Annotated in this window: 23 protein-coding genes and 1 other RNA gene; 18 read left to right on the forward strand and 6 right to left on the reverse strand. The window is 57.9% G+C overall.

The annotated features are described in order from the left end of the window. Positions 1-10: 10 nt before the first annotated feature. On the reverse strand, positions 11-580 hold the full coding sequence (locus LPW13_RS13590) for a UPF0149 family protein (protein ID WP_230436167.1): 570 nt from the start codon (positions 578-580) through the stop codon (positions 11-13). Positions 581-921: 341 nt separating this feature from the next. Between LPW13_RS13590 and LPW13_RS13595 the strand changes: the two genes are divergently transcribed. The 4 genes from LPW13_RS13595 to LPW13_RS13610 all read left to right on the forward strand — a co-directional run bounded on the left by LPW13_RS13595 (position 922) and on the right by LPW13_RS13610 (position 2423). Further along, a complete protein-coding gene (locus LPW13_RS13595) occupies positions 922-1128 on the forward strand; it encodes a TIGR02449 family protein (protein WP_230436168.1) in 207 nt (68 codons plus the stop codon). Further along, entirely contained in the window at positions 1125-1433 is a 309-nt protein-coding gene (locus LPW13_RS13600; RefSeq protein ID WP_230436170.1) for a cell division protein ZapA, read from the forward strand. Before LPW13_RS13595 ends, LPW13_RS13600 begins: the two co-directional genes overlap by 4 nt. A 168-nt stretch (positions 1434-1601) precedes the next feature. Beyond that, positions 1602-1780, forward strand: a non-coding RNA gene (gene ssrS / locus LPW13_RS13605) — 6S RNA. Positions 1781-1811: 31 nt separating this feature from the next. Continuing rightward, positions 1812-2423, forward strand: a complete 612-nt coding sequence (locus LPW13_RS13610) for a 5-formyltetrahydrofolate cyclo-ligase (RefSeq protein ID WP_230436172.1) — start codon at positions 1812-1814, stop codon at positions 2421-2423. 102 nt (positions 2424-2525) lie between these two features. Here the strand turns inward: LPW13_RS13610 and LPW13_RS13615 are convergent, their stop codons facing one another. Continuing rightward, positions 2526-2666 carry a hypothetical protein gene (locus tag LPW13_RS13615; RefSeq protein ID WP_230436174.1) on the reverse strand — a complete coding sequence of 47 codons (141 nt, stop codon included), beginning with the start codon at positions 2664-2666 and terminating at the stop codon, positions 2526-2528. A 416-nt stretch (positions 2667-3082) separates the two neighbouring features. Next, a complete protein-coding gene (ilvA, locus tag LPW13_RS13620; RefSeq protein ID WP_230436175.1) occupies positions 3083-4597 on the reverse strand; it encodes a threonine ammonia-lyase, biosynthetic in 1515 nt (504 codons plus the stop codon). 150 nt (positions 4598-4747) lie between these two features. On the opposite strand from ilvA, the gene rpiA reads away from it, so the two are divergent. The 3 genes from rpiA to LPW13_RS13635 all read left to right on the forward strand — a co-directional run bounded on the left by rpiA (position 4748) and on the right by LPW13_RS13635 (position 6662). Beyond that, positions 4748-5437, forward strand: a complete 690-nt coding sequence (gene rpiA, locus LPW13_RS13625; protein WP_230436177.1) for a ribose-5-phosphate isomerase RpiA — start codon at positions 4748-4750, stop codon at positions 5435-5437. A gap of 58 nt (positions 5438-5495) precedes the next feature. After that, on the forward strand, positions 5496-6119 hold the full coding sequence (locus LPW13_RS13630) for a transglycosylase SLT domain-containing protein (protein ID WP_230436179.1): 624 nt from the start codon (positions 5496-5498) through the stop codon (positions 6117-6119). A 198-nt stretch (positions 6120-6317) separates the two neighbouring features. Then, complete coding sequence (locus LPW13_RS13635) at positions 6318-6662, forward strand: DUF4168 domain-containing protein (protein WP_230436181.1); 345 nt, start codon at positions 6318-6320, stop codon at positions 6660-6662. A gap of 10 nt (positions 6663-6672) precedes the next feature. Here the strand turns inward: LPW13_RS13635 and LPW13_RS13640 are convergent, their stop codons facing one another. Further along, on the reverse strand, positions 6673-7005 hold the full coding sequence (locus LPW13_RS13640) for a helix-turn-helix domain-containing protein (RefSeq protein WP_230436183.1): 333 nt from the start codon (positions 7003-7005) through the stop codon (positions 6673-6675). Positions 7006-7098: 93 nt separating this feature from the next. Next, positions 7099-9075 carry a S8 family peptidase gene (locus tag LPW13_RS13645; RefSeq protein ID WP_230436185.1) on the reverse strand — a complete coding sequence of 659 codons (1977 nt, stop codon included), beginning with the start codon at positions 9073-9075 and terminating at the stop codon, positions 7099-7101. Between the two features lie 341 nt (positions 9076-9416). Here LPW13_RS13645 and LPW13_RS13650 point away from each other — a divergent pair, with 341 nt between their 5' ends. Further along, positions 9417-10481, forward strand: a complete 1065-nt coding sequence (locus LPW13_RS13650; protein ID WP_230436187.1) for an AraC family transcriptional regulator — start codon at positions 9417-9419, stop codon at positions 10479-10481. A 72-nt stretch (positions 10482-10553) separates the two neighbouring features. Here the strand turns inward: LPW13_RS13650 and LPW13_RS13655 are convergent, their stop codons facing one another. Further along, entirely contained in the window at positions 10554-11795 is a 1242-nt protein-coding gene (locus tag LPW13_RS13655; protein WP_230436189.1) for an OmpA family protein, read from the reverse strand. Between the two features lie 264 nt (positions 11796-12059). Between LPW13_RS13655 and LPW13_RS13660 the strand changes: the two genes are divergently transcribed. From LPW13_RS13660 to LPW13_RS13705, 10 genes are all read left to right on the forward strand, one after another. After that, positions 12060-13205 (forward strand): acyl-CoA dehydrogenase family protein, encoded by a 1146-nt coding sequence (locus LPW13_RS13660; protein ID WP_230436190.1) that lies wholly within the window; start codon positions 12060-12062, stop codon positions 13203-13205. A 295-nt stretch (positions 13206-13500) separates the two neighbouring features. Next, positions 13501-15057, forward strand: a complete 1557-nt coding sequence (locus tag LPW13_RS13665; RefSeq protein ID WP_230436192.1) for an ATP-binding cassette domain-containing protein — start codon at positions 13501-13503, stop codon at positions 15055-15057. 100 nt (positions 15058-15157) lie between these two features. Then, positions 15158-15400, forward strand: a complete 243-nt coding sequence (locus LPW13_RS13670) for a VF530 family protein (protein WP_230436194.1) — start codon at positions 15158-15160, stop codon at positions 15398-15400. A 153-nt stretch (positions 15401-15553) separates the two neighbouring features. Continuing rightward, positions 15554-16288, forward strand: coding sequence for a glycine zipper 2TM domain-containing protein (locus LPW13_RS13675; protein WP_230436195.1), 735 nt, complete (start codon positions 15554-15556; stop codon positions 16286-16288). A gap of 424 nt (positions 16289-16712) precedes the next feature. Continuing rightward, positions 16713-17120: a hypothetical protein gene (locus tag LPW13_RS13680; protein WP_230436197.1), complete on the forward strand. Its 408-nt coding sequence runs from the start codon at positions 16713-16715 to the stop codon at positions 17118-17120. After that, positions 17117-18073: a hypothetical protein gene (locus tag LPW13_RS13685; protein ID WP_230436198.1), complete on the forward strand. Its 957-nt coding sequence runs from the start codon at positions 17117-17119 to the stop codon at positions 18071-18073. Before LPW13_RS13680 ends, LPW13_RS13685 begins: the two co-directional genes overlap by 4 nt. Before the next feature lie 254 nt (positions 18074-18327). Beyond that, the gene (locus LPW13_RS13690; protein ID WP_230436199.1) at positions 18328-21339 is read left to right on the forward strand and encodes an ImpA family metalloprotease; all 3012 of its coding nucleotides are present in this window, start codon (positions 18328-18330) and stop codon (positions 21337-21339) included. Positions 21340-21621: 282 nt separating this feature from the next. Then, complete coding sequence (locus tag LPW13_RS13695; RefSeq protein ID WP_230436200.1) at positions 21622-22122, forward strand: hypothetical protein; 501 nt, start codon at positions 21622-21624, stop codon at positions 22120-22122. A gap of 350 nt (positions 22123-22472) precedes the next feature. Continuing rightward, complete coding sequence (locus tag LPW13_RS13700) at positions 22473-23615, forward strand: serine hydrolase domain-containing protein (RefSeq protein ID WP_230436201.1); 1143 nt, start codon at positions 22473-22475, stop codon at positions 23613-23615. 432 nt (positions 23616-24047) lie between these two features. Then, a complete protein-coding gene (locus LPW13_RS13705; RefSeq protein WP_230436202.1) occupies positions 24048-24557 on the forward strand; it encodes a hypothetical protein in 510 nt (169 codons plus the stop codon). The last annotated feature ends 212 nt before the right edge of the window (positions 24558-24769 follow it).

The following is a 24769-nucleotide window of genomic DNA, read 5'->3' on the forward strand; positions in this document are numbered from 1 at the left end:
GTGCAACCCTTCAGTGCAGCGTCGGTCCGCTGGTGCTGCCGCCAGACGTATCCTGTTTACCGCGGCACTCGATAAAAATATTCAAAACTGCCATCCGCACATACTCCTGCACTTCAAACAGTTCCGCTTCCTGCTCGCCGGTATTTTCCATCTGGTCGGCATCCAGGCGGGCAATCTCGGCCAGGTCTTTCATCGCCTCGCTGCTGGTGGGCAGCAGTTCACCGGAATATTTACCGATGCCAAAGCCGTGTAGAAAGCCCTCACACCAGAGACACAGGCTCTGACCGCGCTCCACCAGGTCATCGGAACCGGCAAGCAACGGCTGAAACGAAAAATCGTTGCTGGATAACGCCTGCAGGCTGCGCTCGGTGAGTTGAAGCGTATCCCGGGCCAGGTCTGCGGGTATGGCATCGAGATCGAGAAATTCGGCAATCTCTTTTTGCCAGCGCGCTTTGTCCGGGCGCGCACCGGTCGTCAACAGCCCGCAAATAAACCCGTGCAGCTCACCGGGGCCGACGGTACCGCCCGCGGCCACAATCTGGTTCGCGAGTCCGTCAAAACTGATTTCCGCATCGGCCATAAAAACCACTCCTGTTCACTGCAAATTTTTCTGCACTGGGTCACTATATTGCCCCCCCAGCATGGTGCATTTTGGGTCATACTGGATACTGTGTGCAGATCGGGCGAATCTTTGTTCAATTGGAGGTGCAACACCGGGTTCAATGTGATGGTATTTTGACTGGCAGTAGAGCCAGGGCAATTGACCCCCAAATTCGCCGGCAATATAGTAGCGGAATCGCCCGAGACTCGCAGTCGCGGAGCACGATTGCGGCCAGTTGGCGAATAATCATGCAAACTCCGGGCGCAAACTTGTAGCCGCAGCAGTCGCAGGAATAAGCGGCGCATACATACGCAGGACCTATGGATAAACTACAGGCGTTAGAACGCAAGCTGGACTCACTGATTCAACAGTACCGGCAGCTGGCTGCAGACAACCGCGCGCTGCGCGAAAAAGAAAGCCAGTGGCAGCAGGAGCGCCAGCGGCTGATAAAAAACAACGAAGCAGCCCGCGACCGGGTTGAAACCATGATCAGCCGCCTGAAAGGGCTGGCGCAAGATACCAAATGAGCGAAAAGCCCAACCAATCCGCCACGGTGAACGTGACCATACTCGATAAAGAGTACCGGGTCGCCTGCTCGGAAGAAGAGCAGGCGGGGCTGCAGGCGTCCGCCAAGTTGCTCAATGACCGCATGGCGCGCATTCGCAACGGCGGCACCGTGATCGGCGCCGAGCGCATTGCGGTGATGGCAGCGCTGAACATTGCCCACGAACTGATTCAGGCCAAAGCGGAGCTGGCGCGCCAGCCGGTGGAAGACGATATGCTCGAGCGCCTGCATGAAAAAATTCAGGCGGCGCTGAGCAATGTCGACTAGCACATTCCCCAGGGCAACCATCCCTAAGTAACCGTCCCCAAGCACCCTCCCGTTCCCGGTGCGATTGCTTGAACGTATCGTCGCTCTTTCCCTTGACTATCGCCAAAAAGCCCATTTATTCGGGAAAGTCCGTTTAGCCAACAACGGCCGGAAGTTGTATACTTTTCTCTCGCCCTGAAGTGTTGGCCAGTTGACTATGTCCTGAGCCGATACTTTCACCCTGGAGGCGTCCAGTAGTTGCTGTTGTGCAAGTCCGCCCTGTAGCGGAAAGCCTGATGCAACGCGGGGGCCACCACCTTGAACCTTACGGTTCAAGGCTATGTCATCAGCCGCATTTCGGGGCTCCTAATTCCTTCCCTTTTTGCTCATGTGCTGCACATGCGCCATTCACACCCCATGCCAGACCAGCCGTTAACCAAGTTCCAGTTGCGCCGACAGATGCGCACCGCCCGGCGCGCGCTTTCTCCGTATCAGCAGCGACTGGCCAGCCGCCGCCTGTGCGCACGCCTGGCGCTGACCCCGGCACTGAAGCGGGCGCGACATATCGGCATTTACTGGCCTATGGATGGCGAGATAGACCCGCGTTTGCTGCTGAAGCGCTTTCCCCACAAACAGTTTTACCTGCCGGTCCTGCCGCGCCCTTCACGATCAACCATGTCTTTTCTGCACTGGCACGGCGGCCAACTGCCCTACCGCAACCGGCATGGTATTCCCGAACCACTAGCGGGCCGCAGCCAGCTGTGCGCGCCGGATCGCCTGGACGTGGTGTTACTGCCATTGGTGGCATTTGATCCATCGGGAGCACGGTTGGGTATGGGGGCGGGCTATTACGACCGCACCTTCGCCTTCAAGCGCCTGCGGCCGGGTACCGGCCCGCAGCTGATCGGGATCGCGCATCAATTGCAGTGCGTTGCCTCACTGCCCGCGGAGAGCTGGGATATCCCCCTCAGCCTGGTGGCAACGGATCAACGCCTGTACCAGTGCCGCTGACGCCGCCGTTAAATCCACCTCGCGATAACCCAAACCCCAGATACACAAAAGCCGAACCCGGAGGTTCGGCTTCTGCGGCATTGCTGCAAACGGACTGGAGGGTTAACGGGTAACCACTCCCTGCTGGAGCGCGGCCGGGGCTTCATCCTGCTCCGAGGCGAAAACCTCGGTCAGACCGGCACTGCTCAGCAGAACGCCCGCAACAAAGACAACTACAGCGAGTGTCAATGCATCGGGTTTCATGGGACCATCCTGTAAGTTCGGAATTCTTGTTGTTTGATTGTTTTTATCGGCAGTTCGCTCGGGCCCGGTAGAAGATTCCACCCCTCGTACCCTGCCCGCACACCGATTGGCGGCAGACTGCGCCGCCTGTGGTGACTTCGACAGAAATCACAGCAGAAGTTCCGGAACTCCCGGAAAAATCTTCTCCTGCGAAGGGCAATCTCCAGCACTTGCGCTGAAATCTGCCAAACTCGTCGAAGTAATTGCGAAAAACGTGCCAGCGATCAAAAGATACTCGATCACTGGACAAATAGTAACCCGTCAAGTTTTGATTTTTGAGATAAAGCGCACACTTCTGAAATTTCAAGCTCGCCAGATGGCGAACTGTGAACTACTCATCGCAAAAATGCGCGCCACTCATCAACGTGCCCACTTACTCAACGTGAGAGGAAAAAGCGATAAGCGGGGTTGTCGCTTTCGTCCCAATAGGGGTATTGCAGCTGGTCCAGCACTGCCTGCAGCGCCGGGCGCTCCCCTTCTGCCACCTCCATGCCCACCAGCACTCGGCCGTAGGCCGCGCCGTGATTACGGTAGTGGAACAGGGTGATATTCCAGCGCCCCGCCAGCTGCTCCAGGAATTTGCGTAGCGCCCCCGGGCGCTCGGGAAATTCAAAGCGGTACACCACTTCATCCTCGATCCCCGGTGCACGCCCTCCTACAAGATGGCGGATATGCAGCTTGGCCATCTCGTTGTCGGTCAGGTCGGTGACCTGGTAGCCATCGGACTGCAGTTGCCCCAGCAGCTTCTGGCGATCGGCATCGGTGGTCACCTGCATACCGACAAAGATGTGCGCCTCGCCGCTGTTGGCGTATCGATAGTTGAACTCGGTGATGGAACGGTCACCCAGGTCGCGGCAGAACTGCAAATAGGCGCCGGGCTTCTCCGGCATGGTCACCGCCAGCACCGCCTCGCGCTTCTCGCCGATCTCGGTGCGCTCGCTGATATAGCGCAGGCGGTCGAAATTGGTATTGGCCCCGCTGCAGACGGTGGCCAGCGCCGCGTTCTCACAGCCGGTTTGATCGATGTACTTTTTCAGCCCCGCCAGGCCAACCGCCCCCGCGGGCTCGGCAATGGAGCGGGTGTCCTCAAAAATATCCTTGATCGCCGCGCAGATCTCATCAGTGGAGACCGTGATCACGCCATCGACAGTCTCGCGCAAGACGCGGAAGGTCTCCTCGCCGATCTGCGCCACGGCCACGCCATCGGCAAACAGGCCTACCTGGGGCAGACAGGTGCGGTCGCCGTCGCGCATGGCGACTTTCAGGCAGGCCGCATCTTCCGGCTCCACCGCGTAGACCTTGATCTCCGGGCGCACATACTTGATATAGGCCGCCATACCCGCAGCCAGACCACCGCCACCGACGGGGATGAACACCGCGTCCAGGTTGCCGGAGTGCTGGCGCAGCAGCTCCATGGCCACCGTCCCCTGCCCGGCAATCACATCCGGGTCGTCGTAGGGATGCACAAAGGTCAGCCCGCGCTCTTCCACCAGCTCGCGGGCGTAACCCGCGGCCTCATCGAAGGTATCCCCGTGCAGCACCACTTCCGCGCCGCGCATGCGCACCGCGTTGACCTTGATCGCCGGGGTGGTGGTGGGCATCACGATGGTCGCGCGAATGCCCAGTTGCTGGGCTCCCAGGGCCAGCCCCTGGGCATGGTTGCCCGCAGAGGCCGCAATCACCCCCCGGGCGCGCTGCTCCTGGGGCAGCTGCAACAGCTTGTTGTAGGCACCGCGCACCTTGAACGAGAACACCGGTTGCAGGTCTTCACGCTTGAGCAAAATGCGGTTGCCAAAGCGATGAGACAGCTGGCGCATGGGGTCCAGCGGGGTTTCGGTGGCGACATCGTAAATACGCGCGTCTAAAATGCGCTTGATATAGGACTTGGGCATGACAGAAATCGGCAGCCAGTAAATGAATCAGAGCCCGCCAGTCTAATGGCTGAGCAGCAGCAAAGCCACCAACAAGCCCAAATTACGAGAAAAAATATTCGATAACGGATATTTTGATAACAAACATTGCATAAGGACGCTTAAAGCATCATGAGCCAAGCTAGCAACCAGGACCAACTCAAACGCGACGTGGCGCGTGCCGCGCTGGAATACATCACCCCCATGCTGGAGGCGGACACCATCGTCGGTGTCGGCACCGGCTCCACCGCCAACTTTTTCATCGACATGCTGGCGGAGAAGAAGGGCCTGTTCGACGGCACCGTGGCCAGCTCCGAGGCCTCTGCCGAGCGCCTGAAGCGCCACGGCATTCCCGTATACGACCTCAACGCTGTAGATGGCATCCGCGTCTATGTAGACGGCGCGGACGAGACCAACCCGCTACTGGAGCTGATCAAGGGCGGCGGCGCCGCGCTCACCCGCGAGAAGATCGTCGCCGCCTGCTCCGACGAATTCGTGTGCATTGCCGACGGCAGCAAGTGGGTAGAAGTATTGGGCAATTTTCCGCTGCCGGTGGAAGTGATCCCCATGGCACGCTCCTATGTGGCGCGGGAACTGGTGAAACTGGGGGGTGACCCGGTCTACCGCGACGGCGTGACCACTGACAACGGCAACGTCATCCTCGATGTACACAATATGCAGATCTCCAAACCCATCGAAATGGAAGAAGCCATCAACAACATTACCGGCGTGGTGACCAACGGCCTGTTCGCCAACCGCCCCGCGGATATCCTGCTGCTGGGTACCGCCGATGGCGTAAAAACCGTAAAGTCGAAAGTCTGAAACTGTTCCGGCCCTCGATGGTCCGAACTGACGCCCGCCGACAACTGATCGAGAAGTGATGCGCTACAACAATAAGAGATTGATCCTGGTGCTGCTCGCCCTGCCCCTGTGGCTGGCGGGCTGTGCCACCACGCCGCCGAGCAACACCGACGATATCTGTGCGATCTTCAAAGAGAAGGACGGCTGGTATCACGATGCTGCCGATTCAGCGCGCAAGTGGAACACCCCCATCGCCACCATGATGGCCACCATGCATCAGGAATCGCGCTTTGTGCACGATGCCAAACCGCCGCGCACCAAGATCCTGTGGATATTTCCCGGCCCGCGTCCGTCCGACGCCTACGGTTATTCACAGGCGCTGGGTACTACGTGGCGCGGTTACCAGCGCTCCACCGGCAATTACCGCGGCGACCGCGATGACTTCGAAGACGCCATCGACTTTATCGGCTGGTATCACAACACCAGCCAGCGCCAGTGCCGTATCCAACCCAACGACACCTACCACCTGTATCTCGCCTACCACGAGGGCCAGGGGGGCTTTAATCGCCGCACTTTCCGCAACAAGACGTGGCTGAAAAATGTCGCCAAGAAGGTCTCTGCCCGGGCAAATACCTACCAGCGCCAGCTGAACAGCTGCGAAGCCTCCCTCAAGAAGCGCAAGAAATTCCTCGGTATTTTCTGAAGGCTTGACCGACAGCGCCACGCAATTCACACAACGGCAAGGCCTTGGCGGTAAATGCCGCAAGGGCGCCGGGAAAGCAACTACCCTTTGCAGACAGCAGCTTTGCAAGGCTCCGCGCTCACCAAGGCACTGTAGCCCTCACCAGACACTGGGCGTGCGCGCTGCACAGAAGTGTCATTCTGAAAACAAGAGGTGCTCATGAAGCCGACTGTCATCTACTCCGCCGCGCTGGCACTGCTGCTCGCAGTCAGTGGCGCCTTTGCCGAAACCGCCATCAGCGACTCACAACTGGAGAAATTCGCCACCGCCTACCGCTCCATTGTGGATCTGAGCCGCGAATACGCACCCAAGATCAAAGGTGCCGCCGATTCTGCCGCCGCCGAGGCCATCAACGTGGAGGCCCAGTCCAAAATGGTGGCTGCAGTAAAAAGCGCGGGGCTGAGCAAAGAGGAATACCAGGGGATTGTGACCAAACTGCGCAACGATCCCGAACTACTGAAGCGGGTCAACAGCATCCTGCAAGCGGAAGGCGCTCCTCAGTAAGCAGCACACCTCACGCTTCCGGCGCCGGCACCTGCTCCGGCGCCAGCGCTAACGCCTCACAGATTTCCGGCAGGTGCGCCCGCACCCACTCGCCACTGATGGATCCCCAACTTTCCAGCCGATAGTAGCCGTCGTTGTTACGCACTCCCTCCTGAACAAATACTACCTGGGTCCCGTGCCCGGGCAGGCCTTTGGCGATCACGTCCTGTACCGTACGGCGCGGCCAGCCGGTGACCTCTTCCAGTGCGGGATTATTCGGCTTGGGCAACCGCTCAATCAGGTAGGCAATCAACAGACGACGACAGATGGTAGGGTTGAGTTCACTGTTCGAGCTTTGTGCCATGGTTACTCCCTGTGGCTGACGATAGAGATAGGAATCGGGTAACGCATTTGTAGCACATAAGTGCCGCGATTCGGTTGAATCGCGGCGTCGTCGTCAGAGACAGCTAGATGGCCCAATATCCACCCACACACTGGCGGTTCCCGACTCGTCGCCGCGACTCCACCACTGGGCCCGATAGCGCCGCCCTTCGTGATTGACCTCATCACCACCACTATAAGTGGCATCCGCGCTCCACGGCACCTCCGCCTCACTGACCAGCGTCCATTGGGCCGCGGTGAAACTGGGCTCATTGCCCTGAGTCCAGTGATTAGCCTGCCACACCAACTGGCTGTGGCTCACCTGATCACCCGCGGTATAGATCGCGCCAATGTCCCAGGCCGGGTAATTAATGGCTTCGGGATCGGCAATGTCACAGCCACCACCCGCCGCATCCTCGACCGTCACTGCCACTTCGGCATGTGTAGTATCGGTACCATCGCTAACTGCCACCGCTACCGTGAAGGCGGTGTCTCCGTCCACCTGAGGCGCTATCAGGCTGGCGGTAGATCCACTGCCCTCTACGAGGGTCATGCCCGGCGCCTGCCACTGGAATGTCAGCGTATCGCCGTCGGGATCACTGGCGTTTGCAGCCAACTCGAAGCTCTCACCCTCACTTACAACGGTACCTGTGGGAACTGAAACCAGCGGCGCCCGGTTTGTGCCCCCTGTATTCCCCAACAATAGTTCGGCCGCTGCGCGCAGGTCAGGATGGGTACCGATAGTAGTGTCGTCCCCATTTTGCATTGGGTAACCAGTCAAGTTCACCAGCTCCCGCATATCACCGGTATCCAGTGCGCCCAGGCCTGCGGCGCTGGCGATCCCCTGCAGGCTGGCTACCGCGCCGGCAACGATCGGATTGGCGGAGGAAGTCCCGCTGAAGGTGGCCGTATATTTTGCATTGGTTTCGTTGTACAACCCGCCGTATCCGGTAGTGGTAACATTCCATCCCCAGGAGAAAGTACCCACTCGTTTACCGTAGTTACTGAAGCTGGCACGCAGGCCGGTAGCAGGATCTGCCGCACCGACGAGCAAACTACCGGAGTCTCGCTGGTTGGGGTCAAAGCGACCATTGAAGTAACTGTGATCCAAGTTGATGTTGCCGTTACCGGCCGCTGCTACCACATGCACCCCAAGCTCCTGGGTGATGTAACGCACTGCATCGTATGGGCCATCGTAATAATCCAGCGGCATATAACAGCTACTGCCACAGCCAATATGCTGGTCGAGGCTATTGTGCAGGTAGTGAATACCCACTTGCATCACACTGCCCGGGGGGAGCTGTTCCGCGGCCTGGATCATCCGGTCCACACCGTATTTGGCGTAACCCAATCGCGCACCGTGGGCGATACCCGTCGTCCCAAATCCATTATCTAGCGATGCAATGATGCCGGCGCTGGCAGTGTCATGACCATCAATCACGTAATCCCCCACCACCATAAACGGCTGCGGCAAATCCACGTGGTTATTGTTGAAGGCACCTATCTCGGTAGTGACCACATCCACACCACTGCCATCGCCGCCCGGCAACGTCCATGCATGGTGTGCATCCACTCCGCCGAGTACATAGCTGTCTTCTGGGTTGCCCTCCCGGCTGTACAGATAACCCTGTCGGTGGGTGAAATCGGGCACCGCTGCCGGTTCGGCAATGGCGGCCGGCTCGGGCGCGGGTTCGAAGTACACTTTTTCCACGTCGGCATTGCCTGCGAGCGTGGAAACCAGATTGTCGATCTGCGCCTGATCGGCACCCGCAGGGACCGGCATCTCGAAATACCGATCGAGGCGAAAGCGACGATAGGCGCTACCGCGGTCGATCCCGCGGGATGTCAGTGAGGCGCGGCGGGCACCCAATGGGAAGCGGGCTTTGAACTTGCCCTTGCCGCGCAGCTCGCCGGCCCGCTGGGCATAGCTCAACTCGACATATGGATGTGCCACTTCCTTGAAACGCACCACCAGTTGCCCATCGGCTGCCCATGCGCCAGCAGAAAACAACCCCACAGACAGCGCTGTCATTTTTAAGTATTCTTTTCTCACGATTTATTCCTTTTATAGAGATTTTTTTTCATCAGGTGTGGGGGAAAAACACCCTTAAGGAGGGTAATTCAGGTTTATGCTGGAAGCTGGACCAAACAGTCAGTCTGTGAGTGCAGACACATGAGTAATGTGAATACACCAGCAAAGAGACCCCGTTGATGTTCGATACATTACAAAGCGGGAAGCCAATTCACTGAACCGGTTTCCCCATAGCTGCGCCCTCCCTTCGTGCTGTGCGAGCGTCTCCACCGGGGGGGCGTGTCGGGACCATGTGAGGACACGGGACTTTTTATGCACCTTTTTGCATAATTCGGTCAGCAGATCACCCGGGAAGCCAGACAGTGGAAATAACAACCGAGATCGAACAGCCGCAACCCTCATCGGAACCGTCCGAGAGCCTGCCGCACAAGGGCATTCTCGCCGCCGCGGTAGACGCCCATCTGGCCGGTGCGCGCGCCGCCGGCATCGATTGCGATGCCCTGTTGCTGAACGCCGATATAGAGCCAAAGGCAATGATGCACACCGATGCCCGCATCGGCAGGGAACAGGTGGCGTTGCTGCTGCGGCAACTGTGGGACCGCCTGGGTGACGAATCCGGCGGCTATCTCGCCCGCCCCTGGCTGCCGGGCACCTTTGCGATGATGGGCCACGCGACTATCAACTGCCCCAACCTGCGCCGGGCCCTGCTCCGCGCCGGGCGCTTTGTCGCCATGGTCAGCGACGACCTGCAAATCAAACTGGTGGAAGACGGCGAGGAAGCGCGCCTGATCTTCCATCACGGCAACCACAAACAGTTGCCGAACCAGAACTTCGTCGAATCTCTCGCGGTAATCTGGCTGCGCTTTTTCAGCTGGCTGATTGACCGCACCATCTTGCTGGAGCGGGTGCACCTGGCTTTCCCACAACCGGACTACGACGAGGAATACAACGATATGTTTCCCTGTCGGCACTACTTCCACCAGCAGGAAACCTGCCTGGTATTCAATACCCGCTACCTGTCACTGCCACTGGTGCGCGACGCCCAGCAGCTGAGTGAATTCCTGGCCCGCGCGCCGGAGTGCCTGTTAACCCAGTACAAATCCGACAACAGCTTTACCGGCCGTATTCGTCGCATGTTGCAAAGTCACAACAGTGTGGAAAACCTGTCGCTGGACGATGTGGCCGAGCGACTGTTTACCTCGCCACAAACCCTGCGTCGCCGCCTCAAAGACGAGGGCAACAGCTGGCAGGACATCAAGGATTCCGTACGCCGGGACATGGCCATGTACCAGCTCAAGCAACAGGAAACCGCGGTGGCGGAAATTGCCGAGCGGCTAGGTTTCTCAGAACCCAGTGCCTTCAATCGCGCGTTCAAGAAGTGGACCGGGCTCGCCCCCGGTGCCTACCGAGAGAAATACCGTGACTAAGACTGGGGCCTGACCAGAAAATAAAAAGCCGCGGGATTATCCGCGGCTTGCTGTGGTCTGTGGGCGCAGTAATTACTGCGGGGTGAATTCAGTCACTTTCACCACGATGCGACGGTTGTGCTGCTTGCCTTCTTCGGTTTCATTATCTGCAACCGGACTCGCAGACCCCATACCCACGGCGGTCACTCGAGTTTCATCAACACCGGCATTGATTAGCATCGCGCGGACTGCTCTGGCGCGCTCTTCTGACAATTGCTGATTCGCCACGGCGTCACCATCGCTATCGGTGTGACCTTCGATGGCGATTTTCAGGCCCGGATTGTTTTCCATGATCTGGATCAACGCCTGCACATCGGGAATGGATGCACTATTCGGCGTACTGCCATCGGTGGGAAACTCAATCGTCAGCGGGAATTCCTGGTTCGGATCGCGCTGGGCATTGGCCAGATAATCGCGGAAATTCTGTGCAAAGTCGCCGCTGGTGGCAGAATCTGGTGGTGTCGTATCCAAACTACCGGTGGTGTCGTCGGTGGTGCCGGTACCAGCAGGCTGCTCTTCCACAACCACTTCATCCTGCTCCATGACCACACCGCCGGTCTCGTCTTCCATCTTGTCTTTTTTCGCGCACATATTCAGTGCCCACAGCACACCGAGGGCAATCAACAGTGGCCACAACCATTTACCGAAACCGGATTTTTTCGCCGGCGGCGGTGTGTGTGCGGCGTGCGGGGTATCCCGCGGGGTAGTTTCCACCACAGTGCGCTCGGCAATTTCATCGAGACTGCCGGCATCCAGCTCTTTAAGCAGGCCAGACGGAATCTTGTCCTGGATATGGGCCTTCTGTCCCAGCAGCAGTGCCGCCAGGCCGCTCATATTCAGGCCTTTACTTTTTACCAGCTTACCCACCAGCGACATGATCACCGGCGCCGCAGTGCGCAACAGGCTGCCGCCTTTGGCGCCGTCCAGGCCAAGAGAGGACGACAGTACATTGATCACGCCATCTTTGTGGTTGCCCAGAATATTATCCAGCAGATTGCCGCCGGTATCCTGCAGGCTTTTCATCTTGTTGGTGTCGCTAAAGATATCGCTCGGAGATGAGAGATCCATCGAGGTCGCATTGGTCGCCATATTCAATAGCGCTCCCAATCCACTCTCGCTGCCGGCTTTGTTCAGCATACCGGCGAGTACCGATGCCGCCCCGGTCGAGAAAGCCGATTGGGTCTGCCCCTCGGACAGCCCCAGCGCCTTACCCAGTGCACCCAGGCCGGAAGAGCCCAGATGGCTGATCGCCATATCCAGTAAATTCTCTGACATTTGCGTACCTCGTGCATTCGGTCAGTGGGATCACTTACCTCAGTGTACGGCACAAAAATCTACATATTAGTTCGATTGAGAATAAGCATCCCTCCATACATCAAGAAACTGAATTCATCGGCTCATAGGACTGGCGCCAAATGACATTCCATCTTCCCGCCATTGCGCTAATTTAAAGGGTGACCGGCACGCCGTTCATATGGCGACTCAGGTGACACTCCTATTGCCGCCATCGATCAACAATAACGTCAGCAAGAGAACCCCATGATCCCGAGAACTGTGTACTCCAGCGAGCACGAACAATTCCGCGACAGCGTGCGTAAATTCCTCGAACAGGAGGCCGCTCCCTACCACCACCAGTGGGAAAAAGACGGGCAGGTCGACCGCGAGCTGTGGCGCAAGGCCGGTGCCATGGGCTTTCTGTGTCCGCAGGTAGCCGAAGCCTACGGTGGCCTGGAACTGGATTTTGGCTACAACGCCATTGTGGATGAGGAAATCTCCCGCCTCGGGCTTACGGGTATCGGCTGGGGCCTGCACTCGGATATCGCCGTCCCCTACATCGCCAATTACGCCACCGAAGAACAAAAGCAGAAATATCTACCGGGCTGTATCAGCGGCGACATCGTCACCGCCATTGCCATGACCGAACCCGGCGCCGGCTCAGACCTGCAGGGCGTGCGCACCACCGCGATCAAAAATGGCGACCACTACGTACTGAACGGCTCCAAAACCTTTATCACCAACGGTCAGCACGCCGACCTGGTGGTCGTGGTCGCAAAAACCGATCCCGCCGCCGGCGCTGCCGGCGTCAGCCTGTTCCTGGTGGACGCAGATCTGCCCGGGTTCAAAAAGGGCACCAATCTGGAAAAGGTGGGCATGAAAGCCCAGGACACTTCCGAGCTGTTTTTCGATGACGTGAAAGTGCCAGCAGAAAATCTGCTGGGCGGCGAGGGCCAGGGCTTTATCTACCTGATGCAGGAACTGCCGCAGGAGCGACTCAGCGTCGCGGTCAATGCCATTGCCAACTGCGAGGCGGCCATCGGTTGGACCATCGATTACGTCAAAGACCGCAAAGCCTTCGGCAAACCCATCGCCGCCTTTCAGAACACCCAGTTCAAACTGGCAGAACTGGACAGCGAGCTCACCGCGCTGCGCGTATTTATCGATAAATGCCTGGAGCTGCACTATGAAGAAAAGCTCGACGTCGCCACTGCGGCCAAAGCCAAACTGCTGGCTACTGACTTTCAGTGCAAACTGCTGGACGAATGCATGCAGCTGCACGGCGGCTTCGGCTATATGTGGGAATACCCCATTGCGCGGGCCTGGGCGGATGCTCGGGTGCAGCGGATTTATGCGGGCACCAACGAGATCATGAAGCTGATCATCTCGCGGGAGCTGCTGAAGGAGTAACAATCGGTTCGGGCACACGAGGGGTATTTGCACCGCTCACTGCGTTCGGCTAAGCTGCCAACATTCTCACCCACGCAAAGGATCCACTACGCCAATGAAGTAAGCCCTGCACCACACCGGAACACCAATGGCTCCAAAGTCGGAGCTGATTTATTCCTGTGGCAGGCGGCGTATGGCGGATCTCTACTTTTCTCCAGCATGACCATCCGGACAGCAACTACCCGCAGCGATTGCTGACGGTTGTCACCAACTCCTCTCTCCGTCCCGCTGCCCGCTCCGAACCCCGGAGGGGCTTATGACAAACATTTGCGCGGTTTCCCGTATCTTTTTCACACTGGACGGGAACCCCATTCTCCAAAACCTGAGCATCAATCTACCCGCCGGTATCAGTGGCCTGGTAGCCCCAAATGGACGTGGAAAGTCCGTTCTAATGCAACTGCTAGCAGGTCGCCGGCGACCGGATAGCGGCAACGTACACTGGCACGCGCCTTACTATCACGTGGACCAACTGGCTCGACTACGGGTTTCCAGAGTGGTGGACGCCCTCGATGACAACGGTCTATTCGACCGCTTTCAACGCATCGATCAGGGGGTGGGAAGTGCGGTGGACCTGAACGCAGTTGCGGACTCTTGGCACCTTCCCATAACCTGGCAACAACAGTTGGAATGCGCTGGCCTGTACTGTGCGATGGAAACGCCCACTACACAACTCAGCGGCGGAGAACGTACTCGATTGGCACTCGCAGCAGCCTTTATGCATCGGGACCACTACCTGCTATTGGACGAGCCCAGTAACCACCTGGACCGGCAGGGTCGCAAATGGCTACAGGATAAATTGCTAACTCACCCAGGCGGCGCGCTCGTCGCCAGTCACGACCGTGAACTGCTTGGTTACGTGGACAACCTGATTGAGCTCGGGGAAGATGGACTCCATCTGTATGGCGGAAACTACAGCTTTTATCACCGCGTACGCAGCGCGGAATTGGCGAGCCGTGAACAGCGCATTGATAACACCCGCAAGGAGATACGCAAGGCCGAACTGCAACGGGTCAAATCCCTACAACGCGCTGCACAACGCGAACGGCAAGGTGAAAAACAGCGAGGATCACAGAGCAAGCTGTTGCTGGATGCGAGAAAAGAGCGCGCCAGTCAAAGTCTGAGCAAACTCAAGCAGCGCTCCGCGCAACGCGAGGTACGGCTCCAGCAGCAGTATCGCGAAGAGAAAGCACAATTGGAGCGTCAGCGAATCCAGCGTCTCGCGATCACTCAACATGGCCTGCGCGGAGGACTGCGCCTGCACCTGGAAAATCTAATCCTACCCTACGGCCAAACCGAGCCAATCTCACTTACCCTGCATAGCGGCGCGCGCTGGCATATCACCGGAGTCAATGGCAGCGGCAAATCGACCCTGCTTAAAGTCATCCGTGGTGCGCTGCAACCGGCCGCTGGAAAGTGCGAGCGCCACGGCAGTTGTGTGTATCTGGATCAGGACTTCAGTTTCTTGAACGGTGCACACTCCCCATTGGAAAACCTGCAACGACTACACCCAGACAAAGACAGTACCTACTGGCGCACCGCACTCGCCAGTGCGCGGTTGCGCGGTGACCTGGCGCTGAAACCGGTCAACACCCTTAGCGGAGGCGAACGCCTCAAAGTGGCACTGCTGGCAATCACTCGCGGCAGCCACGCCCCGGATCTATTATTGCTCGACGAGCCAGACAATCACCTTGACCTTGACTCCCGTCAACTATTGCAGAATGCATTACGGGAATTCCCGGGTACTTTTATGCTGGTCTCTCACGACCCAGTTTTTGTGGAATCGGTTGGGGTCAACGGCGAGCTGTCTCTGTAATTATTCTCGACCCGGATAATTTCCAGTCACCGTGTATATAATACCGAGCTTAAAAACTCGACCAATTGTGCCGCCGCTGGCACATCAGGACACTCAACGCATGCAAGACTCCCAGCCCAACAATCCGCTCCACGGCATCAAGCTCGCCACCATCGTGGAAGAACTGGAAGCGCACTACGGCTGGGATGGACTGGCGGAGCGGATCGATATCAACTGCTTCAAGAAAGACCCGTCGATCAAATCCAGCCTCAAGTTCCTGCGCAAGACACCCTGGGCGCGCGACAAGGTGGAAGCCTTGTATGTTGCCACTTTCGCCAGCAATAACCCCTGGGTAAAGCCCTGAGCACAGACCGCGAACTGTCATCAGCCAGACTACACAGTTCCGTCGCCGCACCACCAAAACGTTGACCCATTCACTGTCCGTTCAGACCGCCCCTGCTAGTATCCACGCCATCAGTCCAACACCGAACAATCAAGAAAAGGTGGATACCCGGCCATGAAATATTTGACCACCGCGCTCGTCGCGCTACTGTGCGGCAGCCTCTCCTCCAGCCTGTTTGCCGAACCGCCCGAGGGCCGCGGCTGGAAAAAGCACCAGAAACATCAGCACCACGAGCGCAAGGAAGAATACTGGGACGGCAACTGCAAGGTAGAGCGCAAGTGGAAGCGCAATGGCGACTACGAAGAGGAGCGCAAGTGTAAGGCCCGCCGCGACTACGGCAGCCATCACCACAATGACCACGGCTCCCGCGTGGTCGTTCTGCCGCCCTGGTTCGACCAGCGGGCACAGGAACCCGAATACCGCCCCGAGTGGCAACCGGCCCCACAGACCACCAGTACCCGCTGCAATAGCGAACAGGTCGGGAATGTACTGGGTGGCCTGATTGGCGGCGTGATCGGGCATCAGATTGGCGATGGCCGCGGCAACACTGCAGCCACCATCGGCGGTGCCATTGCCGGGGTGTTGGTCGGCGGCAAGATCGGCCGGCAGATGGACCAGCGCAACCAGGCCTGTGTAGGCCAGGCGCTGGAGTTCGCCCCGGAAGGCCAGCGTATTACCTGGCAGAACCAGGGCACCGGCATGAATTACGCAGTCACTCCCGGCGCTTTTGAGCAGCGCGGCGACCAGTACTGCCGCTCCTTTGTGACCGAGATTCTGGGTAACAACAGCCAGCGTACCCAGGACGTGGCCTGTCGCCGCCAGGACGGTACCTGGGTGCCTCAACGGTGATACCCGCAACAGCTGCCGGCAAAAACGGGAATAGGCGGGGCTAGTGTGGTGTAACGAACTAATTGTGCTTATCAGCGGGCCGCTAAGCGGCCAGATGTAAGGCGCACTTGCGCTGGCGTAGTCATTCTACATCAAGCAAGTGCAACGCAGCAGATGGCTGCTTAGCGGCCCGCCCGAAGGGAGCCCCCCAAATCGCCCACAGCTGCGTTGCCGCTCTTGGAAAGGGCCCGCCATTCCCTGCGAGCGGCGCCTTACTGTGAACAATTTGGGGGGCTCTGATATGCACAATTAGTTCGTTACACCACACTAGGAAGTCCGGCCCGAATTGGGCGAATGCACTTCTTGTTGTTGGTATGGCACAATCGTCTTCCGCGTGACACAGATCACACTAGTGATCTCACAACAATAAACACGGAAGACTCCCATGTCATGGACCAAATCCAACATGGCTGCCGGTGCTGCCTGGGGCATTCTGGCACATCAGGAAGTGGCGCAAATCAATCCTGAGCTCACGCCCTTTGCCGACGCCGGCAGCTATTCCCTGGCAATGCTGCGCTACTACAACCCCCAGGCCTCAGCGGAACATCGGGAAATCAAGGCAATAACCCTCACCGATAAATTTACCGCTTATCTGTTTCACTTTTACCGCCCCGCCATCGAAAACCTTTCCACAGAGGAAGATCGCACGCTGCGCCTGAAAAAGCTGGAAGAGAAACTGATAGCGCTTTTCAAAGCGCCGGAAGGTAAAACCCTGGACGATCTGGCGCAACTGCTGGACGCGCAGCTGATGTTTGCCGATGAGGTGCAAGATGGAGTGGAAAACGCGGTATGAAGACAAAACTGATCCCCACAGGCCTGTGTACAATCGCCCTGCTCTGCGCAGCAGAAGCCAGTGCCGACAGCGCCCTCAAGCACTCCATCAAACTGGTATCCATGACCTCCAGCGAGAGCGAGCGCACCGGGCTCGGCGTGCAGTTTGATTTCAAGGATATCGAGCTGGGGGTTGTAAACTTCAATGCCCGCGGCACCTACGCCTTCGACGACGAAATCCGCTCTCAGGACCTGATGCATTTCGGCCTGAATACCGAACTGGTGACCATCGGCGATTGCTACGAGCCCCCGCTGGATGACGACGGCGGGCCCATCGCGGTGGAACCCGGCACCGTGCCGGGCGCCGCAACAGACACCCCCCTGCCAAGCAACTGCCCCTTCGGCAGCTGGCAGTTGAAATCCGAGCTGAGCTACGAGACCGACCAGGATTTCTCCAACCAAAATACCGTTGCGGGCCTGACCGCCGCCTGGGCGATGCCATCGGCACACGAGAGCCATGTATTCCGACAGTTCTACTCCCTGCTGGATTTTGTTCCAAGTGTCATTCGCGCCACCACCGGCCGCCCGGGCAGTGACGACCTGCTGCTTGAAGAACCGGTCGTATCCTTCACCGCGGGGCAAGTGGACCCGCAGAAAGACACGGTGCGCGAACAGCTGCTGGGCAAACTGGACAGCTACTACCGCAGCGCTGCAGAGATATCCCTCACCACGCCGGTGGCGCAATTCGACGGCAAGGATGTGATCCTCGCTTACGACTATCGCTACTTCCGGGAAATTGATCCCGAGGCGGCCATCGAAGACGCGAACCTGCACCGCAGCCGCCTGTCGCAGTTCTCCCTGCGCATGCCCAACGACAGCAAACGCGGTTACGCCTTTGTGGGGTACTCCTCCGGGCGACTGCCGTTTGGTGTCGATGACGAGATATTGCAACTCGGTTGGAACTACCAGCTCTAGCGAGCTGCCAGTAAAAAACGGGCGCAGCGGCGCCCGTTCTTGTATATCCCTCTTATATTAACCCGCCACACTACCCCCGGTCAGCGCCGCCAAAAGATGACCGATATCCCAAACACACCAAAAACTTCTCTACTGTCGCCTTAGGTCATGCGCGTTGTGGAGAATTGTGCACAATGCGCCGCTTCGATCACCCGTAGAATCGGCGCACTCTCATAAAAATGAACCTGAATGTGAAGTTTCAATCAAGGAACACCATGCTCACTCATCACATAAAAAAATCCTTTCTGATATTCGTGCTCCTCACACTCATTGGTTGTGGCGGCGGTGGCAGCTCATCTGACGACACCCCACCGGGCGACGGAGTGGAAACCCCCGGCGGCAACGATGGCGGCGATGACACCAACCCAACGCCGGTTTCCGTGGAGCTACCGGCGCAGATCACCCAGTACAACGACCAGGCACTGCGGCTGAGCGGCAGCGCAACCGGCGACGGCACCCTCAGCTACCAGTGGCAGCAGGTATCCGGCCCAGGCGCGACCTTCTCCTCCCCCAACGCGGCGGCCACCGATGTGACTTACCCGCCGTCCATGCAGACGGAGACTTTCGAATTCCGCCTCACTGCAAGCAATGCCAGCGCCAGTGACAGCGACACCATCACCGTCACCCTCAAAGACCGCATTGCCGAAGCCGTTCAAACCGGCGACCCCACACGGCTGCCAGCAGACGCGAGCAAACTGGAACAGCGCATCCTCGACCGGGTTGCCGAGCGCCAGCAGAGCATTGCGGCACTGCACGGGGAAATCTTCGGCGCAGACGCGGTGGTGTTTGATCCCGGCAGAAATTCTCGTTACTTCACCCTCGACAGCCTCGGCGACGTGCTGCAAGTGGTGGTGGGCAACAAGGGCAATACCTTCGTCACCGCCACCGATAAAGACCAGTACCACACCGCCGCCATTGGCGACAATGTGATTGTCGAGCTCAACGGTGGCGGCCACGCCGCGTTTGCACAACCGATGCGGAATCTGCTCGACTGGTTGCTGGCTCCACAGGAGGCGGGCCTTTCCAACCAGGGCAGCGTGAACATTGCGCTGATGCAGATGAGTGCCAGCAACATGAACGCCAGCGAGCGTTGGCTGCAGGCGCAGAACCCCAATGCCGACATTACCCGCTGTGCCGTCGAGGCCGAGCTGGCCGGCTGCCTTAACGGTGCCCACCTGATCATCACCGGCGCGGCCGATACCGCCATGGCGGAGACCTCCGTTACCACAGCGCTGGCGCAGGCGGTGGCCAACCAGCAGTCGCTGTTGTACGTGCACACCAACAGCTGGAATTCCACCGCGCTGACCAACCCCATCCTCGAGTTCTTCGAGGTGCAGACGGAAAACCCCGGCGGTGCGGGCAACTACTTCTCGCAAGACGCAGCCAACTGGACCTCCGCTGCCGACATGCGCACAAGCCACTCCACTCTCACCAGCGTCGCCAGACTGGTAGAGCGCTTTAAGGACAACAGCTTCAGCTTCCAGATCAGCCAGTGCGCCGACGAAGACAACAACTGCAGCAACCTGCCGGCCTATGACAGCGAATTCCGCACCATTGCCAATACCCTGCGCGGCATCCCCCAGCGCTTCGATCAGCGCGCTGTGGATATCTTTGCCGTAAACGGCAAATACCGCCTCGAAAAACTGCTGCTCCTGCTCGCCGACAAATACCGCGAGACCGTAGACTTCCCCATGTGGAAAGACCAGACCCCAACGGTCGACTTCCTGAAAAGCTATTTCGCCGACGGCATGGTGTACACCACCCGCGCCCACAACCCCGGGCAACCGGACCTCGGCAGCTTCAGCCGTTCCGACTTCAGCCATATCACCCCTGCGGACAAAATCGTCGCCATCACCAGCCGCCGACCGTTCCGCGCCGCCGGTGTCTACGCCCTGCCGGGCCAGACCTTCACTGTCACCCGCACCGACAACAACAGCGGGGTTGCCGCCAGCGTGTTTATCAACACCCAGCGCGACGGTTCCACCCGCCATATGTACCCCTCGACCAGCGGCGACACGTGGGGCTACGTGCGGCCCAAATTCCTGCAGTCCCACCGCATCCCGATTAACGCCGGGGAAACGCTGGTACTCACCTCCCCCTACGGCGGCCCGGTGCAGATCGGTTTTGCCGACAAGGGCACCGCGATGAAGTTTGCCTTCGAGAACGTGGGCCTGCACCCCTTCTGGAAAATCGGAGGCGACGACGCAGCCTTCGCCGCGGCACTGGCTTCAGATCAGTACGACTGGGCGGAGATCGCCACCGACTACTTCGAAATCCACTCCCTCAACAGCCGCATGGCCAACACCCTGGCCCAGGACAGCCGCTGGGACACCCCGAGCGAGCTGGAACGCTATCTCACCAAGTACCACCACAACTACTTCCGCGTACTCACCGGCGTGCAGGGTGAAGACATCGACGTAGTGCCGGAGATACACGACTTCGCCACCAGCAACGGCTTCAGCATCGCCACCTGGGACCAGGTGCACCACGGCAATATGGACCAGTCCACCTGCGGCGCCGGCTGCTCTGGCAACCCCTACGACGCCACCTGGGATTTCTCCATCCTCGGCCACGGCGACCTGCACGAAGTCGGCCACACCGTGGAGCGCGGCCGCTTCAAGTTCAACGGCTTTGAAGGCCACGCCACCACCAACTTCTACGCCTACTATCCCAAGTCCCGCGCCCAGGACGAAGACGGTGTGGCCGCCAACTGCCAGAGCCTGCCGTTTGACACCATCAGCGCCGATATCCAGGCCAGCCAAAATGCGCCCGACCCCGCCGCCTATATGGCCGCCCGCGGCTACAGCGGCTGGAACTACGGCGTAGCGCTGATCATTGAAATGATGATGCACGCCGAAGAACAGGGCGCACTGACAGACGGCTGGAACCTGATCCCGAGGCTGCACATCCTCGAGCGCGCGTTCAACACCGCAAAGGGCGACGACACCGGCTGGGACGCCGGCAGGGACGCACTGGGCTTTGACAGCTACACCCGCACCCAGGCCAACGCCATCGACAACAACGACTGGCTGCTGATCACCGCCAGCCGCGCCACCGGCCTGGACTACCGGCCCTACTTCGACCTGATCGGCCAGGGCTACAGCGTGGAAGCCAGTGCGCAGGTGGCGAGCTTTGGCTACGGGGCGGTCGACCACGCCTTCTATATACCGGCAAGCAATAGCGGCTACTGCAATGCGCTGGTAGGACACACCAAACAGGCTTATTGATAATGGACGACTAAATCGACAATCCCGGGAAGGCGGCAAAGACCCATGTCGCCTTCCCTTTTCCGTACTTTCCTTCCCCCACGTCGCCTTCAACACTACCGCCGCATAGGCACAGTCCACATATCCGCACAAGCACTATCGTCGGCCAACCGCTTGCGTGATATAACACACATCAAAACGGTGAGCAGATTCCACTACCGCCGGGCAACCGCCCCAGTGCTCTGCCGGAAGTACGCTTCCGACGCCGGATAATAAACAACACGAAAAAAGAGCAGATCCCACATGAAAAAGACTCTTTCCCTGCTACTCGGCACCGCAGCCCTGCAAGGCTGCACCACCCTGTTGCCCCCCAATTCTCCCGACGAATTTGCGGAGAAATTAACCGACTCCACCTTTGGCCGGGTATACACCACCACCCCCGCCATCCCCTTCCAGGATTCCGTACGCAACCTGCAGCTCAATATGGACAGCTGCGTGGAAGGCATCCGACAGGACGCCACCATCAATACCCTCGACAACCTCATCGGCGGCGCCTCCGGCATCTGGCACTACGCCATCACCGCCGTCACCGACACACTCACCCAGTTCACCATCCGGCGCGAAGCCCTCGGCCTCACCATTCCACAGCACGAGGGCGGCAATATCGTCGCGGTGATCAATGTGGAGCAGCAACCGGATAGCGGTGTATCGATTACCGGCTATTCGCCGTGGGGATCGGACTGGTTTATGCAGCCGGTGATGGCGTGGGGAGAGGGGGAGAATGCGGCTTGTCCGATTGGGTGAGGTAGCCGTATAAAAATATGCCCGGGCGTATTCCGGGCATATTTGAATGATATATCCCGTGCAAGCGAAATCCTCGGACCAAATCTACAGGCTCACCCTCTCCAGTAGGCGGTACATGTAGTGGTCAAGTATTAGCTAACCGGTACTCATTCATGTCCCCGAAATAAAAAGATCATTGCGAAGCCTAGCTTTACCTAAATAAAATAGCCATACATCCTAGGGGCAGGAGTAAAATCAGGGCAAGGGATTCAACTCTTGACCTAACCGCGTTAAAAAAATAACCGGAAACAGAATAATATTCCGACACTGCAGATCTCCTGGTAGATTTACAAACCAAAAGGGAATCAACAATGACGAAAACCCTTCTGGTCACAGCTATCGTTAGCGCATTAGCTTCTGGATGTAATTCAGCCGATGTAAAAGTGTATCCGTTCAAAACATTTCTGCTATCGCTCGCCCTGCTGTCACAATCAGTCATGGCTACTGATAATTCCGCACAGATGGCACTCGATCAAACGCTTGCCGAGTTAAGAGCTGAATATCAGATTCCCGCGCTGGCTGTATCGGTTATCGCTTCCGGGAAACTGGTTTATGCAAGCGGTGCGGGCTACACCGATGAAGGGCAGCAGTTGCCGGTAACCGGCGACACCACGTTTCGTATCGCGTCCATTTCCAAGCTTTTTACTGCGCAATCCATCATGCAGTTGGTAGAGGCAGGAAAGCTAAAACTGTCCGACCCGGTATCTGATTATCTTCCCGCGTTCGAAGATTCTCCTATAACCATCGCCCAACTGCTCAGCCACACCGCAGGAATCAAGGATACGGTACGCCCTGTGGAGGCTGGACAGCGTCGTTCACGAGCCAATTATCTGGCGCTGATTGCGGCCCAGGGAACACCTGATACGGCTGCTCATACGTTCGAATACAGCGATACCGGATTTAATCTGCTGGGTGCCGTCATCAGTGCGGTGGCCGATATGCCGTTCGAGCAGTATGTGCAACGGCACATACTAGCGCCCAGTCATATGCGACACAGCGGCTACTACGATGGTCAGCAGGGTACGGCGCCGTCTGCGCAGCCAACGTACCAGGGTAAGATGCTGACCCAAGCGCAACAACGGCCTTTTGATCCCAGCTTTTATCCCAGTGAAGGACTGGTCTCCAGTGCGGGGGATCTGGGCCTTTGGCTCAGCGCCACGCTCAGTCAGGACGACCGTATTCTGGGCACTTCGAGCTATGCACAAATGCTGGAGCCACGCGCGGACACGCCATGGGGAACTATTCAGGTTGCCCTGGCGTGGCAGGTTTATACCAAAGATGACCGATTTGTGGCGCGACATCCGGGTAGCCTGCGCGGATACAAGTCACTATTGATCAGTTATCCACAAGAAGGCAACGGTATTGTTCTGCTGACCAACGCGGCGAAGGCGCCACGGTTTGAGATTGCCGACAAATTGATGCAGACCTTGCGGAGTTCCGGGGTCTGGCAGTAGTGCTCACCGCAACCATTGGGAGCGTCCGTACAAAGGTAACAGTGTGTTTCTGGATGCCGGCTCAGGTTACCTGGCGGGGTTCAGACCACCCGGACTCTTGCCTGCCTATTTTCATCCTGGTAACGGACATTCAATTGTTCCGCGAACTCTAACCGACATGCGAGATAATACCTTGGCCGAATTCTTGGCGGCCAAAAAATTTCTTGGCACGCCCGTCCCAAAGCGACTGTCCTGATTTCCATCCAATTAATGCCTAATGGTCGACAAAATATCTATTCTGTCACCTCATTCTCTGCCTTAAACAATAACGAAAATAAATTCCTATAAGTTCTTGCTGGCAGGCGGTAAATGGCTGCAGTCATGAGCCAACGAAACGCACTGTGAAGTTTTCATGAATCCGAAATCAATACTGCTACATAAAGGATAATCACGATGAAGACCAGTAAGTTAATCAAGGCATTTGCTTTTCTGTTTTCCGCACTCCCCCTGAGCCAGGCATTTGCAGTCGGTGAGCTTACCTGCACTGCAAGTGCGGATATTTCATTTTCTCCCGGATTGCGATTGTTCACGCAACAAACGGACATCAACTTTGACGTAAATTACTCCGGATGTACTTCTTTGACCGGATCTACGATCACCGGTGGCAGTCGTTCGGGAAGTTTCACTGGCGATCGTAGCTGCCTGGCGTTACCGGCAAGTGGCTCGGCAACCATAGAAGTTTACTGGGATAACGGCCAGACAAGCGTCGTTGATGCCACCACACAGAGTACAGATGCCGCCGGACAGACCGTACATATTCTCACAGGCCCGATAATTTCAGGGCCATTTGCCGGCCTGACGTATAATGAAGAGCTGGTACAGGCCTCCCTTGATCTCCTGAGTTGCCTGGTGGCACCAGGCGTCCAATCACAGACCGGAATTGGCGTAGTTACTATTTTGTAATCGACATCTTTGCTTTACCGGGTGTGCGGTCACCGCGCACCCGTCTTACTCACATGGAATTACTTCCGCCTGTTTCAGTTTGCTCATATTCTGCCTGGTCAATTATCGGTTGATCACCTTGCCCGCTTTATTCAGTTTGTGATGTATGAATCTGTCGGTTTCAGATTCAGTTTCCATGATCCCACCCTTCGAAAGTCATTGATCGCGGTCCT

It is taken from the genome of Microbulbifer celer, assembly GCF_020991125.1.
Taxonomy (GTDB): domain Bacteria; phylum Pseudomonadota; class Gammaproteobacteria; order Pseudomonadales; family Cellvibrionaceae; genus Microbulbifer; species Microbulbifer celer.